This is a genomic window from Fervidobacterium riparium (genome assembly GCF_025370035.1).
GTDB classification, from domain to species: Bacteria; Thermotogota; Thermotogae; order Thermotogales; family Fervidobacteriaceae; genus Fervidobacterium; species Fervidobacterium gondwanense.
The window spans coordinates 255,674-273,139 of record NZ_CP009277.1 but is presented as its reverse complement, the minus strand read 5'-3'; the positions used below and the strand labels follow the sequence as shown (position 1 = coordinate 273,139).

Annotated in this window: 11 protein-coding genes and 1 pseudogene; 2 read left to right on the top strand and 10 right to left on the bottom strand. The window is 40.0% G+C overall.

What is annotated here, in order from left to right; genetic code table 11:
* Positions 1-22: 22 nt before the first annotated feature.
* The 3 genes from isdE to IB67_RS01210 all read right to left on the bottom strand — a co-directional run bounded on the left by isdE (position 23) and on the right by IB67_RS01210 (position 2,703).
* A complete protein-coding gene (gene isdE / locus IB67_RS01220) occupies positions 23-892 on the bottom strand; it encodes a heme ABC transporter substrate-binding protein IsdE (RefSeq protein WP_498875348.1) in 870 nt (289 codons plus the stop codon).
* A 39-nt stretch (positions 893-931) separates the two neighbouring features.
* Positions 932-1,216, bottom strand: coding sequence for a DUF2325 domain-containing protein (locus tag IB67_RS01215; RefSeq protein ID WP_498875347.1), 285 nt, complete (start codon positions 1,214-1,216; stop codon positions 932-934).
* A 287-nt stretch (positions 1,217-1,503) separates the two neighbouring features.
* Positions 1,504-2,703, bottom strand: coding sequence for an IS110 family RNA-guided transposase (locus tag IB67_RS01210; RefSeq protein ID WP_498875160.1), 1,200 nt, complete (start codon positions 2,701-2,703; stop codon positions 1,504-1,506).
* A 728-nt stretch (positions 2,704-3,431) separates the two neighbouring features.
* Here IB67_RS01210 and ppcA point away from each other — a divergent pair.
* Positions 3,432-5,036 carry a phosphoenolpyruvate carboxylase gene (gene ppcA, locus IB67_RS01205; protein WP_464309293.1) on the top strand — a complete coding sequence of 535 codons (1,605 nt, stop codon included), beginning with the start codon at positions 3,432-3,434 and terminating at the stop codon, positions 5,034-5,036.
* 223 nt (positions 5,037-5,259) lie between these two features.
* Here the strand turns inward: ppcA and IB67_RS01200 are convergent, their stop codons facing one another.
* The 6 genes from IB67_RS01200 to pulA form a co-directional block, all read right to left on the bottom strand.
* Complete coding sequence (locus IB67_RS01200; RefSeq protein WP_464309294.1) at positions 5,260-6,846, bottom strand: tetratricopeptide repeat protein; 1,587 nt, start codon at positions 6,844-6,846, stop codon at positions 5,260-5,262.
* Between the two features lie 24 nt (positions 6,847-6,870).
* A complete protein-coding gene (locus IB67_RS01195) occupies positions 6,871-7,206 on the bottom strand; it encodes a histidine triad nucleotide-binding protein (RefSeq protein ID WP_464309295.1) in 336 nt (111 codons plus the stop codon).
* A 35-nt stretch (positions 7,207-7,241) separates the two neighbouring features.
* A complete protein-coding gene (locus IB67_RS01190; protein ID WP_464309296.1) occupies positions 7,242-8,504 on the bottom strand; it encodes a hypothetical protein in 1,263 nt (420 codons plus the stop codon).
* A 5-nt stretch (positions 8,505-8,509) separates the two neighbouring features.
* Positions 8,510-11,248: an isoleucine--tRNA ligase gene (ileS, locus tag IB67_RS01185; protein ID WP_464309297.1), complete on the bottom strand. Its 2,739-nt coding sequence runs from the start codon at positions 11,246-11,248 to the stop codon at positions 8,510-8,512.
* A 107-nt stretch (positions 11,249-11,355) separates the two neighbouring features.
* Positions 11,356-11,712 carry a response regulator gene (locus IB67_RS01180; RefSeq protein ID WP_464309298.1) on the bottom strand — a complete coding sequence of 119 codons (357 nt, stop codon included), beginning with the start codon at positions 11,710-11,712 and terminating at the stop codon, positions 11,356-11,358.
* A gap of 81 nt (positions 11,713-11,793) precedes the next feature.
* Complete coding sequence (pulA, locus tag IB67_RS01175) at positions 11,794-14,313, bottom strand: type I pullulanase (protein ID WP_464309299.1); 2,520 nt, start codon at positions 14,311-14,313, stop codon at positions 11,794-11,796.
* A gap of 376 nt (positions 14,314-14,689) precedes the next feature.
* Between pulA and IB67_RS01170 the strand changes: the two genes are divergently transcribed.
* Complete coding sequence (locus IB67_RS01170) at positions 14,690-16,408, top strand: methyl-accepting chemotaxis protein (RefSeq protein WP_498875346.1); 1,719 nt, start codon at positions 14,690-14,692, stop codon at positions 16,406-16,408.
* Positions 16,409-16,556: 148 nt separating this feature from the next.
* Here IB67_RS01170 and IB67_RS01165 read toward each other — a convergent pair.
* A pseudogene (locus IB67_RS01165) lies at positions 16,557-17,342 on the bottom strand (DDE-type integrase/transposase/recombinase).
* Between the last annotated feature and the right edge of the window lie 124 nt (positions 17,343-17,466).

Here is a 17,466-nt window from a genome sequence, read left to right as displayed (position 1 = left end):
TATCGCCTCCGAGTACTTTCGTTCATCTTATCTTTATGTTATATAACAACTCGGCTAGTTTTTCCAAAGCGTCTATTGCATATAAATTAGCACTTACTCCAAAATAAGTATTCGGTAAATCGTATACCTTACCTTCGGATACCGCCTTAAAGTGTTTCCATACACTGTTTTCCTTAAACTCTTTATCAAACAACTTTTTGCTGGTTTCAGGGTCAGCGTGCGTGAGTCTAAGTATTACATCAGGCTGCTGAGCGAGGAGATATTCAACGTTTACTGGAATATATGCTTCCTTACTGCTTTCAACAACATTTATCGCACCGAGTTTTTTGGCTAATGAACCAACATAAGAGTTCTCTGTTGCTACCATTATTGAACCTGGTGCTCCGAATAGTATCAAAATCTTAGGTTTGCTTTTCTTAGATATCAAATTAAGAACGTTCTTTTCTCTACTCTTCCACAAATTCAGTAGAACTTTTCCACCACCTGGTCGCCCCACGGCTTTTGCTATTTCTTCTACCGCTGAATAGAAATCGTCATACGTGGAAAAGCTGACAAACAGGTAAGGAATTTTTGCTTCGCGGAGCTTTGGCTCTAAGGAAGGTTTTAATGAGTCCACAGAGACGAATAGATCCGGTTGCAAACTCTTGACTACTTCAATGCTTGGATTCATGGGTTGACCTATTTTGGTTGCATTCTTAACTTCCTTGGGAAGCTCGTAACTTGTAGTTGGAACACCGATAGGACTTATACCAAGTTTGACAAGGACCTCAGTAACTGCAACTGTACCTGCAACTATCCTTTTTGGATTTGACGAAGAGCCGAAAAGCGAGATACCTAAGACAAGAATCGCAATAACTAAGAACTTTCCAAATACTTCCCATCTTGCTTTCATTAGTACACACCTCCCACTGTGTTGAGCATGATTAAAGAATTAGTTCTTAAAAATTTTCCTTAGCTCACAATGTAAACAGCTCCAACATCTTTTAGAAAAGACGACTTTTACATTAGCTGCCTTAGCTTTTCTTTTGACAATCTCAACAGTATTGTGGTCGATGAAATCAACAAGAACGATTACTATGTCGAAATTACTTAGATGAATTTTTCCGCTTCGGGAACACCACCTTCCAGGACAGTGTTTTATCCTTTCAAATCCAAAACTTTTCAACTTTTCTTCTATTTTTCCAAGATAGTCACCGCCAATAATTAAAGCACTCATCTTTCACACCCCCACAGGGAATTTCGGAAGGATAACCTGCAAATTACATTTATTAAAGTTACATTTTTCACTAATAGGCAAATAAAAAAAGTCTTAATGTGACTTAATAGAATTTTTGAAAACCTTGTAGATAAAAAATTTTACTATTGACTCTTATTGCAACTGAGTCTCAATTGCATAAGTATTATAAGACGCTCCTTGAAAAGTGTCAAGAGATTAAATTATATTTTTCACAATAAAATGATTGTTCTAAATACAAAAAATCTATTTTCTTATTAAGTAGTCAACTATGCAAAATTAAATTTTTGTTTTGAGTGTGAGATAGCATAATCAATATTGAACTTCTCTTTCTTTCTCAACATTGCGTACAACGTTCGCAATAACTTGTGTACTACTGACATTATCGCTTTTTTGTACGGTATACCTTGCTGCCTTTTTCGTTCATAGTATGTTCGGAAATATTCGTTGTGAATCACTACACTCACTGCCATTAGCCATAGTATTCGTCTTAGGTGGGCATTGCCCCTTTTCGATATGTGTCCTTCTACTTTGCTTTTGCCTGATTGGGCAATGCTTGGATCGAGTCCACAATACGCAATGAGTTTTTTGTATGTACTAAATCTTGAGATATCTCCAACTTCTGCCAAGAAATGCATCGCGCTGTTTTCACCAATACCTGGTATTGACGTGAGTATCTCGATATCAAGGTTTATCGCACTACATTCGCAATATTCTTTCATCATCTTGTCGTGTTCTTCAAGCTGTTGCTGTAAAAATTGTAGTTCTTTGATATTTTGCACAAGAATCTTTTCTTTCATCGGCCAATATTGAGCAATCGAGTTATTAGCGAGTTCTTTAAGTTTTTGAGCATTAAGTTTTGTACTTCTGCCACGGTCTTTGGAAAAGAACACATCCAGATTACGAGCCTTTTGAATAGCCTTGGCAGAAGGGAAATGAGAAAGAAGATTGAGGATAGTGTCACTGTAGATATTGGTAACTCTTTCGAGTTCAGGGAAAAGAACGTTGAGCAGTTTTTCGATATTGCCTTTAACTTTTGCGATGCGGTGGATAATGTTTTCGCGTGCTCTGACAATATCACGAAGCTCAGAGTTGACAAAAGCAGAAGAAGGAATTTGATGTTGTAGGTAAAACAAAGCAGTAGCGATAATGCGAGCATCGATTTTGTCGGTTTTGGTCTTTCGAAGAGAAGCAAAGTTTTTAACAGTTAGAGGATTAAAAACAGCGCAAGCAAAGTCGTTGGAAGAAAGGAAAGCCAGAAGGTTGAGATGATAACAGCCAGTAGATTCCATAGCGATGATGATGGATTGTTTTGGGAAGGCAGAGAGTTTGTTTGCGAAGGAGGAAAAGCCTTGCTGGGACATATCGAAAGAAGATTCGAAGATGATGGAACTGGGATTAGAGATAGCGCAGACGTTGAACTTATCCTTGGAAACATCGATGCCGACGAAAACAGGGAAGTTATCCATGAAAAATCCTCCTTTCGAATGATGAGGGCAGGGAGCCTGCTGAACCAATCCTCCATGCTGACGAGGGCTGAAAGCCCAACCAACTAATCATGGTTAAAGGCAGGCAACAGACTCCTTAAATGGCTTAAAAGCCAAGGTGACATAAGTTGTCCTGCCCTCAATTTTTTTAAGCTAAATTATTTATACCATATTTTTATGTAGGAGGGCATATATTTTCTTGCTTAATCTTTGGACTTGAATGCTTTGTTTTTCTTGCGGGTTATATCTGTTCGTGAGGGAATAGTTAATTAACTGTGCTGAAAATTCAACGTGGTTAATTTTAAGAATATCCTGAGTAGGTAGTTTAGCAAGATGGTTTCAAGAATTTTTTAAGGTCTCTCAAAGATTCGCGCTTCAGTTAATAGTTCATACTTCGTGCAGAATTTTTCACACACTGTAATGTTGTAATTTTTACATGCGTTGGTCTTTCAGCTTTTCTAAAGTAGAACAAATGTTTACATTGTTAGTCTTGGCTGACTTGACAAATATTTGTAATACCGTGTAAAATTGTGATAAAATTAGAAAGAATGAAAAAACAAAAGATACGAGCTTATACATTAGCCTAAACATTGAAAAAATGATTAATTAGCGATTAATAATACAAGATGTTTTTAAGTTCTATGAAAGAGGTATCAACGTTCGTAAGAGATTAGGCCAACAGCACGATTTATCGATTTAGGGGGGATTTTATGAGGATACCAATTACTATGATGACGCAACATCCAGATAATGCAATAGAGTACATATCCGTCCAACAAGAACCTAATGAAGCGGTTTTTTCACTTTTGCCTCAAGAGTCCGGTGGACTCGGTATAGACGAGGTTATGATCGATTTTGAAGGGAAGTTGACTCCGTACCACCAGCCGCTCCAGGTGGCAGCTGAGTTGTTTCACAATGGTCTAATACCGGGAAGGGATGTGTTTATAACCCCGAGGCTGTCAAGTGCTGATAAAGAAACTGTGTTTAGGCAAATAATGTGCATTATGGCAGCGGTCGAAACGAATTTTTCTATGTTTGAAAAAACGCAATGCCAAGCTATCAAAGAAGTAATAGTGCCTATGGTCGAGAGTTCAAACGACCTGTTCGATACGGTCGGTCGGATTCAACTTGTAACAGAACTTGGGAATAGGAATTTCAACATAAAGTTTGACAGGAATTCAATAAGTGTGATTCCACTGTACGAGGATGTAGTGTCCCTTGTGAATGTGGATAAATTGTTGGGCGAGTTCATAGACGGTTTGGAAAAGAAACCTGAGTATGTAAGGTTTATGATAGGAAGGTCCGATTCGGCTTTGTTATATGGAATGGTCTCAAGTGTGTTGGCTGTCATTTTATCTATTTCTAAAGCGAAGGAATTGGAAAAAAATTATCAGGTAAAGATTTACACAATAATGGGTTGTGGTAGCTTGCCGTTTAGGGGACAGCTTACTCTCGAAAATGTGGAGAATTTTCTTAAGACCTACTCGGGCGTAAGTACACTAACTATCCAGTCAGCTTTAAGGTATGACCACGGTGCTGAAAAGACGAAAAAGCTTGTGAATTATTTGAAAGAAAATATAGACAAGCATGAGGCAAAGAAGTTTTCCGAGAAAGAAGTTTCTATTATTAAGGATTTCATTTCTATATTCACTAAATACTATCTCAGGTCATTCCTAAAAATCGCAGACGTGGTTGCAAATGTTTCTGTGTTTATTCCCAAGAATCGTGATAGGTTAGCAGCTTCAAGAAAGGGATTATCGTATCACAGGGAGCTTGTTGATGTTCATAAGTTAGGGACGATAATTGAAGATGAAAAGATAAAGGAAGAGATTTTAGGAATCGATACTTCGTTGAACGTTAACATCCCAAGAGCTATTTCGTTTAATGCTTCGATGTACACGATTGGCATGCCCCCAGAATTTCTGGGAACTGGTCGAGCTCTCAAGGAAATCAGAGATAAGTACGGCGATTTCGGAATAGAAATGCTTAAAGAAATTTATCCGCAAATCAACGTTGATATGGAATTTGCTTTGAGGTATGCTAATCCAAATATTTCGAAGCGATTTATCGATGAAGAAACAAGAAGAGAGTATGAACTAGATATTTCGCTCACAAGAGAGATTTTAGGAATTGATTTTGATATGGAGGCGAACATAGAAAACAGCTTCTATCATACCCTTTTGAAGACAGCAAGGCCAATACTTCTACATCTTCTCGGGAAAGAGTCTCAGATACTTAATAGTGATTCTCAAGAGTACAATATTCTGAAAGAGTTGCTTTCCAAGTTGGGAAGTCTCAGAGGTGGATTGGGTTAAATTGCGCTAACACATGAAGGAAGGATATTAATTAACTTACCACTGAAAATGTAAAATACAAAAATTATTCTATTAACTTCTCAAATAACATGGCTTCGTTACTTCACCAAAGCCATGTTTTATAACCCAATCTGTTGCCACTTTTGCAAAAGAAAAACACCCCCGTTGGTTTTAATTCACAAGGGGGTGTTTGTGTTTCATCATTCAAATTCCGTAAATTCTTTCATCCGATTATTCGCATGTAAAACTCAACAGTCTTTCTAAGGATTTCATCCGATATTTGTCCTATCTCTTCTTTCGTAGGCTGATATCCGATTGCCTTTATGAGATTCACCGTGAATTTTTCGTAGTCTTTACAGTCTTTGTCAAAAAAGTCGTCGAGTGGTTGTTCGAGTAGCGACGTCAGTTCGTTGGCAAATTCGAAATGTAGTTCTTCAATCTCTGCTCTTATGTCTTCTATGAAGTGGTCAATGTTTGTTTCGCCTGACAGTATGTTTTGGTGCAATCTTAATATCGTTGTTGAACATGCGAGCGGCAGTCCTGCACCCATGGTTGTGAGTGTTATGTGCGTTGCGTTTTTTTCCATTATTATTGGTTCAGTTCCTGCAATGTAGATTCCTGCAAGTATGTATGAAAAGTGTTCAGTACTTGCGCTTTGTGTGTCTTGGAGTTTTGGGGTGATTTTTGTTAGTTCGATGAATTTTTCTGTTATTATCTGTCCTTCATCGTCTGTCGATTCTATTATTATTTCAAGTTCTTTTTGGAATGGAAATTCTATCTGCTCGAGTTTGTCTTCTGATTTTTTCATTTCGTTTTCGTATTCGTCGTCGAAGTGCTTTTTGCCCACATAAAATTGTATTCTTTCAAAATTTTCCGGAAAATCTTCCTGGATTTTTTCAAACGTTGCATAGGCTTCTTCATACAATCCGAGCCTTCTTTGCAAGATGCCGAGCTCGTTGAGCACTTCTGGGGTTTCGTATTCTTTTGAGAGTTCGTAGAGCATTTTGTACGCTTCAAAGTGTTTTCCGAGTTTTGTGAGCGTGTAGGCTAAGTTGTATATTATTTCAGGCATTTTTGCGCTCTGCAATCCCTTTCTGAATGTCTTTTCTGCTTTTTCATATTGGTTGCGAATGTTGTAGAGTACACCAAGTCGTAAGTATGCCTCTGGCATGGGCTGGAATTCGAGCCCTTCGCTTGCAAGCGGCTGGGATTCGAGTTTTTGGATTATTGAGTTGTAGACTACTTCTGCATCATCGAGTTGTCCGAGTTCCATGTATGTGTCCCCGATTTTCAACAATGGGAGCAGGAAGTTCGGGTCAATCTGGTAAGCTTTTGTGTACGCTTCAACAGCTTCGTCGTAGTCTTTTTTGGCAAAGAGCAAGTTTCCAAGTTCGTAGTATGCCAATGAGAAATTTGGATTAAGGGCAAGAGCCTGTTTGAATTCTATCTCCGCAAGGTCGTAGTTTCCAACTTTTGCTTGGAGCAATGCGGTGTAGAAGTGGTATCTGTAGTCGGTTGCTATGTTTTTGACTTTGTTGAGAAGTTCCTGTGCGTCGTTGTATTGTTTTGCATTGAGCAGGATTTTGAATTTTTCGTAATAAAAGTACACAAGGTAAGATTTCCAGTATTCGTCTTTTTCGATTTTAAATTGTTCTTCAAGCCCTCTTACGAGAACGTCTATAGGTATATTGTTCTGGTCGGTAATGAGTAATAGGTCTTCGGCAAGTACTGGAAGTTTAACCGGAAGGTTGAGCTTTTTCGCAATTTCCGGCTTTATCGGTAAGTATACTATCGCTTTTATTTCGTCCACCTCGCTTTTGGTTTGTGTTGTTGATCATCCAAGCGCTCCGAGTCTTCTGCCGGCTATGATGTGGAAGTGTATGTGCGGGACTTCTTGGCCTGAGTCTTTTCCATTGTTCTGGACTATTCTGTAGCTTTCTATGTTTCGCTGCTTTGTTACGGTCTTTATTACTTCGAACAATCTCCACATCTTTTTGCTGTCTTCGAGTTCCAAGTCGTTGATTGTCGGAACGTGTTTTTTGTATATCGCAAGTAAATGCGTTGGTGCGACAGGTCTGATGTCTTTGATGACGATGAATTCTTCATCTTCATATACCTTTTCCGATGGTATTTGCCCGGCTATTATTTTGCAGAATACGCAGTCGCTCATTTCTTACACCCCCTGATAAGTTGTGTTTGCTGGGTTTACTTTATTATATTGCCAATTTTGCTTTCAAGGATGTAGTATTTAGAGTTCTCTGTTTTTAGCATCTGTAATGTGGTTTTGTAAAGGTACGCAACTGAGTAATTTTGAAGAATTATGCTTGTTATTTCTGAGTTTTTTGTTTTTACAACCCCACCTCTGTCTGCACTTATTGTATTTGTGTCAGAAGACACGAGCGAAACTACGGATAGGTCAGAAACGTTGATTGTTGAGAAGTTAGAATTGTACGTGATGGCTTTTGTAACAATGCCCATGTTTGCGTTGTTTACCGTTGAGTTGTTGATAATTACGTTTCCGCAGTTTTTGAGCTCTAAATCACCTATGTTCGAATCGATTATGTAAACTGCGTATGCCCCGTTTATTTTGACGCTTCGAAGTGATGAGTTGCGTATGACCACAAAATTGGGCATCGTGAGGTTCATTTCGAGGATGTCAGAACCATCTAAGAACACCAATGCGCCGCGGTCTGACGTGACTTTCAATTCAGTCCCCAGGACGTTTGCATAGAGTATTCCGCTTCCAGAAACACTCAACGTTCCACTACCAAGAATTGTTGCTGGTCCGGTTGTTACGAGCGAGCCTTTGATGTTAAGTTCAGCGTTTAGCGAGTTTATGAGCGTGACGCCATTTTCGAGTATTAGTGCGCTGTTTTCCGGGATTATCGTCCTGCTTATTATCCTGTATGGCGATTTGGACGACAGAAGGAATTTCCTGCCTGAGATGTTTGATATCGGGTTTTGTGAATCTAGTATGTCGAGTTTTTCAAGTGTGGGCGGTACGAACGCAATGTCCGATATGTTACCAAAATCATCTTTTATTACACCGATGTACATTTTTTCTGATATCGACATTTCTTTGCTTGTTGCAACAGTTTTTAATTCTCGGACAGTAGGATCGTAAAATGTTGCGGTGCTTTCGAGGACGAATGTGTAGTATTCAACTGAACCATCGGCTTTCACTGGATCTGGCATTGTTTTTACTTGTATCGTATAGGTGCGGTTGTTGATTGTAATTTTTCTCGTCCCGTCGGTAAGGAGCATTCCGTCTAAGAATGTGAACGGGTAGTTTTTGCCATCAACTTTGATGTTCTTATCGATGTCTATCTTTTGGATTCCGAGTTTTGCTGGGATTTTTAGCGTTGTTTGTGAAGTAGAATCGGTGGCGGGAAGCCCAACCACCGAGATGAAAAGCATTAGTAGTGTTGTTAGTAACAAAATCTTTTTTTTAAGTGCTTTTTCGCTCATCAGCCTTATTTCCTCTCACCTCTTAGTACTGCTGCACATCTTGGGCATGTCTCCGGATGTTGCTTGTCTTTTCCTGTCTCTGGATGGTATTTCCAGCATCTCTGACATTTTTCTCCTTCTGCGCGTTTGACTTCGACGTTTGCAACCAAGCCGTTGTAGCCAGATACGTTTTCGCTGAGCGTGGCTTTTGAGACGATGAAGAATTCTTCGAGGAGCGATTCGTATTTCTTTGCAAGTGCTTTAAGGTCATTGTTCTTCAGTTCCAATACCACGTGTGCGTCTAAGGAGTGGCCTATGACATCCGAAGCACGAGCGTTTTCAAGAGCCTTGAGCACGTCGTCGCGTATGAGCATCAATTGCTGGAATTCTTCAAGCAGTTGCTCGTCAATGAATGCTTTCTTAACTTCTGGCCAGTATTCAAGGTGTACGCTTTCGAATCTCTTCAAGTGACTCTCTTGATACGCTTCTTCGGCTGTGAATGGAATTATCGGCGCAAGTATTTTTACAAGTGCTTCGAGTATGTAGTGGAGCACGGTTTGTGCTGACCTTCTGTAGATTGAGTCCTTGGCTTCGACATACAATCTGTCTTTGAGTATGTCGAGGTAGACAGAGCTGAGCTCCGTTGTGCAGTACTTGATCGTTGCGTTGTATACTTTCGAGTATTCGAATTCTTCGTAGTACAGAGTAACTTGCTCGACGAATTTCTGGAGCCTTGCGAGTGCCCACTTGTCAAGTGGTAGTAGTTTTTCGTATGGCAATATATCTTTTTCTGTGAAGTCGTTCAGATTGCTGAGTAGATATCTGATGGTGTTTCTAAGTTTTCTGTATACTTCAACTTGCTGTTCGATTATGTTCTTTCCAACCCTTATGTTGTCAAAGAAATCGGTGCTTGCAACCCAAAGTCTTAGTATATCTGCGCCGTATTTGTTGACTATTTCCAGTGGATCTATTACGTTTCCGAGCGATTTGCTCATCTTTCTTCCTTGTTCGTCTTTTATGAATCCGTGCGTTACGACGCTCTTGAATGGTGCTGTCCCGGCTTTTGCTGTTGCTAAGAATATTGAGCTCTGGAACCAGCCTCTGTGCTGATCGTCACCTTCAAGATACAAATCAACCGGAAATTTCTCGCCTTTTGACCTTATTACCGCTTCCCACGAACAACCGGAGTCGATCCAGACATCGAGCGTGTCGTATGTTTTTTCAAACTCCGTGCTTCCACACTTTTCACACTTGAATCCTTCCGGAAGCAGGTCTATTACGTCCATTTCAAACCAAGCGTCTGTGCCTTTTTCTTTGACTATGTTTGCAAAGCGTTCGACTACTTTTGGATCGAGTATGACTTCTCCGCAGTGTTTACACTGTACTGCTGGGATTGGTACGCCCCAGACTCTCTGTCTTGATATTGTCCAGTCCGGTCTTTCCTGGACCATTGCAGTGATTCTGTTTTCTCCCCATGCCGGGTACCATTTGACTTTCTTTATTTCTTCAAGGACTTTGCCTCTGAGGTTATTTTTGTTGACTGATATGAACCACTGCGGTGTTGCACGGAACATGACCGGTCCTTTACAGCGCCAGCAGTGTGGGTAGCTGTGGCTTATCTTTCCAACTTTGATGAGGCTTCCGTTTGCCTTCATGTCTTCTACGATTATTTTGTTCGCATCCCAAATCTTTAATCCTTCGTATTTTCCCGCCTCTTTTGTGAATTTTCCCTCGTTGTCAACAGGCGAGAGTACTGGGAGGTTGTATTTCAAGCCAGTCTGGTAGTCTTCTTCACCGTGCCCTGGTGCTGTATGGACACAGCCGGTACCATCTTCGAGCGTGACGTAATCTGCGAGGACTATGACTGATGTTCTTTCATACAATGGGTGTTTTGTGAGTTTTCCTTCGAGTTCCTTTCCGAGGAATTTTTCAACAACTTCAAAGTTTATATCGACATCCGCTGCGAATTTTTGGAGCAGTCCTTCGGCAACTATCCAATGTTCTTCACCAACTCTGATTTTTACATATGTGTATTCTGGATGGAGTGCTATAGCTACGTTTGCCGGGATTGTCCACGGTGTTGTTGTCCATATGACTACGTACGTTTTTGGGTCATCAACCATCTGGAATTTTACATATATCGACGGCGAATCGTGGTCGTGGTATTCGATTTCCGCTTCAGCAAGGGCGGTCTTACACGTTGGACACCAGTAGACTGGTTTGTTCCCCCTGTAGACGTTTCCATCTTCAACCAGCGTTTTGAAGACGCCGAGTATATGGTATTCATACTCTGGGTTAAGCGTTATGTACGGGTTCTCCCAATCACCTTTGACGCCGAGCCTTTTGAATTCTTCCCTTTGTATGTCAACGAACTTGAGTGCGAATTCTTTACAGAGTTTTCTGATTTCGACAGGTGTCTTGTTCTTCGCCTCTTCACCGAGAGTGGTCGTTACTCTGTGTTCTATTGGAAGTCCATGCGTGTCCCATCCCGGTACGTACGGTACTCTGTATCCACGCATCGTTTTGTAGCGCGTGACGAAGTCTTTCAGGATTTTGTTCATCGCTGTGCCGAGGTGTATGTCACCATTTGCGTATGGTGGTCCATCGTGAAGCAGGTATGTTGGTGCACCTTCGCGCGTTTCAAGGGTCTTTTTGTAAATCTCTTTTTCTTCCCAGAATTTGAGCATCTCGGGTTCCTTATTCACAAGATTTGCCTTCATCTGAAAGTTGGTTTGTGGCAGGTTTAAAGTATTTTTGTAATCCAATTCAGACACCTCCTAAAGCATCTCTGATGTATATTATACACTGCCAGATTAAGAATAGAAAAAAAGGGGTGATGCCCACCCCTTTTTTTAGCAGGTGTGGGCATCGATTACATGTTAATTAAACGGCTAATTACTTCTTTTAATTCAGTCAAGTCAGCAGACTTCACGACGTACGCATCTGCTGCCCATGAAGCCATGTCGCTTTTGTAGTGAGAATAAGCTGTTAAGAGTACGAGTTTCGCCTCTTTTCTTATTTCCCTAAGCTTACCGGCGAGTTCTAAACCATTCATACCGGGCATCTCTATATCGATTGTAACTAAATCGTATACTCTTTCTTGGAATTTTCTTAATGCGTCTTCCCCATTTTCAGCTTCATCGACATCGTAACCGGCATCTACTAATTCTTCAGCTACTAAGAGTCTCATGTTTGGCTCGTCTTCAACAACAAGAATTCTCTTGGGCATATTTTCTACCCCCTTTCTTGGGGATATTATACCATACGAACTTGTTGTTTTTCAACAATTTTTAGATAATTTTTGTTGCTTTTATTTGTACATTACAAGAGCAGATGTTGCTGGTATTTTAATCTGTCCACTGAGCTGATAGAGTACTTTTGTACCTGCTTTTTTGCTGTCAACTACAACGTTCCATGTACCTTCTGGCAGTGTGAATGTCTGTTCTTTTGTGTCTCCGTTATATATTACGAGTATTTCTTTCCATGAATCTTTCGGATCTTTGAGCATGAATGCTACTGCTTTTCTTGGAGACGGCAAGAACGTGAGTACTTTCTTTATGTCTTCTGCTGTTCTCTGTCTGAATGCTGGGTGTGCTTTTCTCAATTCGATGAGCCCTTTGTAGTATTCGAAAACGTCTATGAACTGCGCTTTTCTTTCGTAGTCAAATCCGTTTATTGAGATTGGTGAGTTGTAAGAGTTTTCGTCGAATTTCTTCGTTCTTGCAAAGTCTTGTCCTCCGTGGAGGAATGTTACGCCTTGGGATGTTAGGAGTATCGCACCTGCGAGCTTTTGAGCTTCTTTGAGCATCTCTTCCGTCCATTTGATATTTGTATCAGCTTGCGCTGCAAGGTAGTTTTTGTCCCAAAGTGTGTGGTTGTCGTGTGCTTCGACGTAGTTTATTGTTTCTTGCGGGTTCTTCGCAAAACTCTTTATGATTTCATCATACTCTATGCTTCCTGCAACTCCGCGTCTGATGCCTGTTTCCTTTGCTAGTGCACCCATGAGGAAGCCTTTAACTGTTGCGTTGAAGACTGAACCGCGCATTGCGTCTCTGAATTCGTCGTTGAATCCAGCTATGCCTGTGCCTCCAAGGTTGTGTTTTCCGAATCTCGGAGATACTCCCATACCGCCCCACGGTTCACCGTAGAGGACTATCGCTGGTTCTATTTTCTTTAAAGCGTCTCTTACAGCTATCATAGTATCCTTGTCAATTAACCCCATCTGGTCGAATCTGAATCCGTCAACTTTGTATTCTTCAACCCACCATTTTACTGTGTCTACGATGTACTTTCTCATCATTGGCCTTTCACTTGCGATGACGTTTCCACAACCGCTCTCATTGAGGTATGCGCCGGTCTGGTCTATTCTGTAGAAGTAGTACGGAACAGCTTGGTCGAATGGAGAAAGTACGCCTACACCGTACGTGTGTGGGAAAACCATGTCGAGTATGACTCTTATACCGTTTTCGTGGAGCACCTTAACCATCTGTTTGAATTCGTTGATTCTTGTGTACGGGTTGATTGGGTCTGTTGAGTACCTTCCTTCTGGGACTGTGAAGAGGAATGGGTCGTATCCCCAGTTGTAGTATTTCTCGAAATCTTTGTCAAGCTCGTCGCCTGTCCAGAAGTCGTAGACTGGAAGTATGTGCACGTGCGTCACTCCGAGTTCAACAAGGTGGTCAAGTCCTGTCGTTACGCCGTTCGGACCTCTTGTGCCTTTTTCCGTCAAGCCGATGTACGTTGCTCTGTTCTTTACACCAGAATTTGGAAGCCCTGTTATATCAGCAACATGAATTTCGTAGATTATTGCATCGACCTGGTCTTCAAATGGTGGCTTTTTGTGTTCTAGCCAGCCTTGTGGGTTTGTTTTCTTTAAATCGATGATTGCACTCTTTTTGGAGTTTGCTGTTACTGCTTTTGAGAAGTAGTCGAGTGATTCTCTGTACTCGCCATAGCTGAAGTATCTTATCTTGTAGAACCAGCCTTCCCAGTTGCCGTTCAATACCGCTTCCCATGCACCGTTTCCGATGTATTTCATAGGGACAACTTGAGCTGGTTCTTTATCGTCCCAGTTTTTGTAGAGAAGCACGTCAACTGTCTTGGAGACTGGTGACCAGACTCTGATTGTTGTTTTTTCCGGAGTGTATTCGAATCCGAGAGGTCCATTGTAGTATATCTTGTCGAGTATTTCCATCATCACAACGCGTGCAGGTTTGTAGCCCTCGACTTCAACGTATATGTCTTTGTTTACATCTTCGAGTTTTATTGGCTCTGAAAGAACTACTTTTACGTGGTTTGTTTTGGAAATATCTGTTGGGTTTGCTTTTTCAACTCTGGCTACTTTGAGAGGCTTGCCGTCCACTGTCACTTTTGCGGTTGCTTTTGTTGTTTCAATCTGACCTGTGAGATATGCTTCTACCGTGTACTGGTCGCGTGCTTGTGCAAAGAGAATTCTTGGGCTTGTGTCGGGTTTTGTTGTGTAAATTTGTTCAATACCTTGCAAGAGCCACACCTCCGCCTTTCCATCTTTTATCGTTATGAATCTGTCCATAGCAACGTCTTTCTGCACCCACTCATTGAGTCTAACTATGATGCCGACTTTTGTCAACGTTTCAGGGAATTTAACTCTTGCGACAACGCCGAAGTCGTCTTTTTCAGTGAATTGGTAAGCTGCCCCTTCTTTCGAGATTGGTTCAACCCACCATATCCAGAGGTTCCAACCGTCGTAGTTTCCATCCCATCTGTGGTAGTGGATGATGAGCTCAGTTTCTGCAAAAACGAATGTAAGTACAAATAAAACCAACAATAGCACTGAAATCCTTTTTAGCATACCCTACACCTCCTTAGAAGTCATAGTCTTAAGAAAACTCTCGATATTTTCACAACAAGTTATTATACTACGGAATCGAAAGTTTTTAAAGAAAGAATTGGAAATGATTCCATTTTTTGATTAGAAGAGGTATTTCTGCAAAGAATTGTTCCAATCTCATGGTTGAGTCAAGAGTTAGCATCGAGGATATCGTGACAGGGTTGAAAAAGGATGCGAAAATAACTTTGCGACGCGAGATTTGGATGAGTTCATGTTTTTCAAGAAAGAAGCGTAAGTTGATATTGTTTTGTTTTTATATTGCTGAAAAGTAAATAACATATTCCTCACAAAGATTTTATTTGAAAACAGTATAATTGTATTCAGAGGAGGTGAAAATATGAGTCTCAGGGTATTTACACTTATCATCTTTGTCATCAGTGTAGTTTTGGGGATATTTTTCACCTATCGGTCAAATTTCAGTGCGATGGATGGGCAGATTGGGGAAGATGCACTGGCGACTTTAAGGGCAATATCGGTGAGTATTGATGAGAAAGACATGCAAAAAGTCGTTGCGAGTATGGATGATACGATTCCAGAATATGAGAAGATTAATTTGTATCTTAGCAAGGTAAGAGAGAAGTATGGGTTTAAATATCTGTATACGTTCTATGTGTCTACCGACGGGAAGATTGTCTATTTAGTTGACGGGATGCCAAAAAATTCAGAAGAATTCTCAGCTCTCGGAGATACAGAAGAAGATTCTTTCGTTATTTCTTATATCTCAAAAGCTGATGATTTCTATATTACACCGATATATAGGAGTGAAGAATGGGGAGAGTTAAAGATAGTTGGGGTTAAATTTGGAACCTTCTCGGGCAAGGATGTTTGGCTTTCGTGCGATTTTGATGCAAATTTTGTTAGAGGTAAGGTTATTAGAGCATCTTTACCTTCGTTGGCAATTTTGTTGGTTGTGAATATTGCGTATCTACTTTTGGGTTTCTATATATTATCAAAACTCAAGAATGTTTCTAATGTTATGCACAGCTTCGCGGAAGGCAATTTGAGCGTGAGTATCAGTAAGAAAGGTATGAAAGAGATAAGTAGAATTTTTAAAGATATTGATACAGCTAGAAGTGCACTTATCGATATTATCGAAAGAATTAAGATAGATATGGGCGGTGCTATTAAAGAATTTGAGGGAAATATCTCACTTGTTAAAGATTTCGAGAGAGAGTTTGAAAAGAGCATAGATGATTTTGAGAAGGTATTCAAAGATATTCTCAAGGCAATCAACGATGTTACAGCAACAACTGAGGAGGTTAATGCAGCTTCAGAGAGTATAAACAGCAGTTTGGAGATGTTCGTTCAGAATTTAGATAAGGCATCGGAATATTTAGGAAGTGTTGCAAAGAGCAGCGCTGAGTCAAGAACGGTTATGGAAAATACTTCAAGTGCCCTCGAGAAAACTAAGGAGAGGGGCGAAGAATTGTTAAAGTTGATAGGGAATTTGTCGAGTAAGAATGAGAAGATCGAAGATATGTTAAAAGGTATAACCAGTATAGCAGAGCAGACTAATTTGCTTGCATTGAACGCTGCGATAGAAGCTGCAAGAGCTGGTGAAGCGGGAAGAGGTTTTGCTGTCGTTGCTGATGAAATAAGGAAACTTGCTGAGCAGAGCAAATCGTTTGTAGAGCAGGCAAAGGTTATGCTCAATAGTATTTTCGAGGATATTCAAAATATAAATTCAGATTATACAGGAACATTGGAGAGTATAATGGAGAGTAGAGATAAGCTTAATCAAACACTTAAACATTATAGCGAAGTGAGTTCACAGATAGAGAGTATATACGAGATAATAAAGAATTTAACTGCAGAAGGTAAGAATGAGAAAAACAGCGTTGAAGACATAGTGAACGCAATTGGAGAGTTGGTAAAGTCTATGGAAGGCGTTGCGGGTGAAGTTGAAAAAGCTGACGTCAAGATTGAAGAAGTGAATCGAAAGATAGAAGAAATTAGAAATTCAGTAGATAGCTCAACTAAGAGAATGGGTGAACTGAAAAAGTCTTTCGGAGATGTTGTAACTGGTATCGATAAGTTCAAAATTTCAAATTTATAATTCTACAATTACCTCACAAATTACCTCACAGCCACCGAAAGGTGGCTGTTTTTTATTTTTTGTCTTAACAATTCTTAACATTCTACAATCAAAGCTTAATTTTTAAATGAAATAATTAAAGCGAACTCGGTACTTAACAAAGATGCTGTTAACTAGTAATGATGATGGAAGCTAAAGCTGTAATCATCTCATTTTCGTTCTCATATAACTTGCATAGGTTCCTTACTACACAAAAACCATTTACATAGTACCGTATGTTGCTAAATTTCTTGAAGCTCCTTTTCGCTCTAACAAACATCTTAAATAACGAAAATTTCGATTCACATTCGTTGTTTTTACCTAGTCTTACTTCTCTGTGCTCAACATTATCAAAATTTAGTTTCACTGCTATCTCGTACGCTTTTAGTCCGTCGGTTATTAACTCTATTTAGACTTCATCACCATGAACTTTAAATACATTCTCAAACTCAAAAAGCGAAATAACAGAAGATAACTTGATAATCCATTTGTAAATAGCGACATGAGAGACATTGATATTCAAGCAAGATTTAATAGCACGAAGAGAAAGGTTGTATTTGAAGTACAAGATGAAAGCTTTGAGAACGATATAGATAGGGAAGCGAAAGAATTTGAAAGGATGAAAGTTGAAAGGCACAGGCTGAGGAAGAGAAAGTGGAACAGAAGTTTTGAAGTTGCACTTTCTGCATCTGAAACGAACGAAATAACGGCGGATTTTGTAAATTTCCATGACATGGTTACAATGAACACAACGAGGATAAGGGAAAGAGAAAAGTTTGTGTTTTTTGGTGAAAGTAAGTTTAAAGTAACGCTTGCAGTCTTTGCAAAAGAAGATTTGGTTTTTGAACTTATCATGACCGTTTTTGATGAAGTTAGAAGAGCCGCAATGAGGGCATTTGGGTTGGATATTAACCATATCGGGATACCTCCTTATTGAGAGTATATTGGGGGGTGTCCCCTATTTAAGAAGATAATATGATTTTTGAAATTTATCAATACCTTTGGTTAACAAAATCTTAACAAAATTAGGAGGTGTCGGT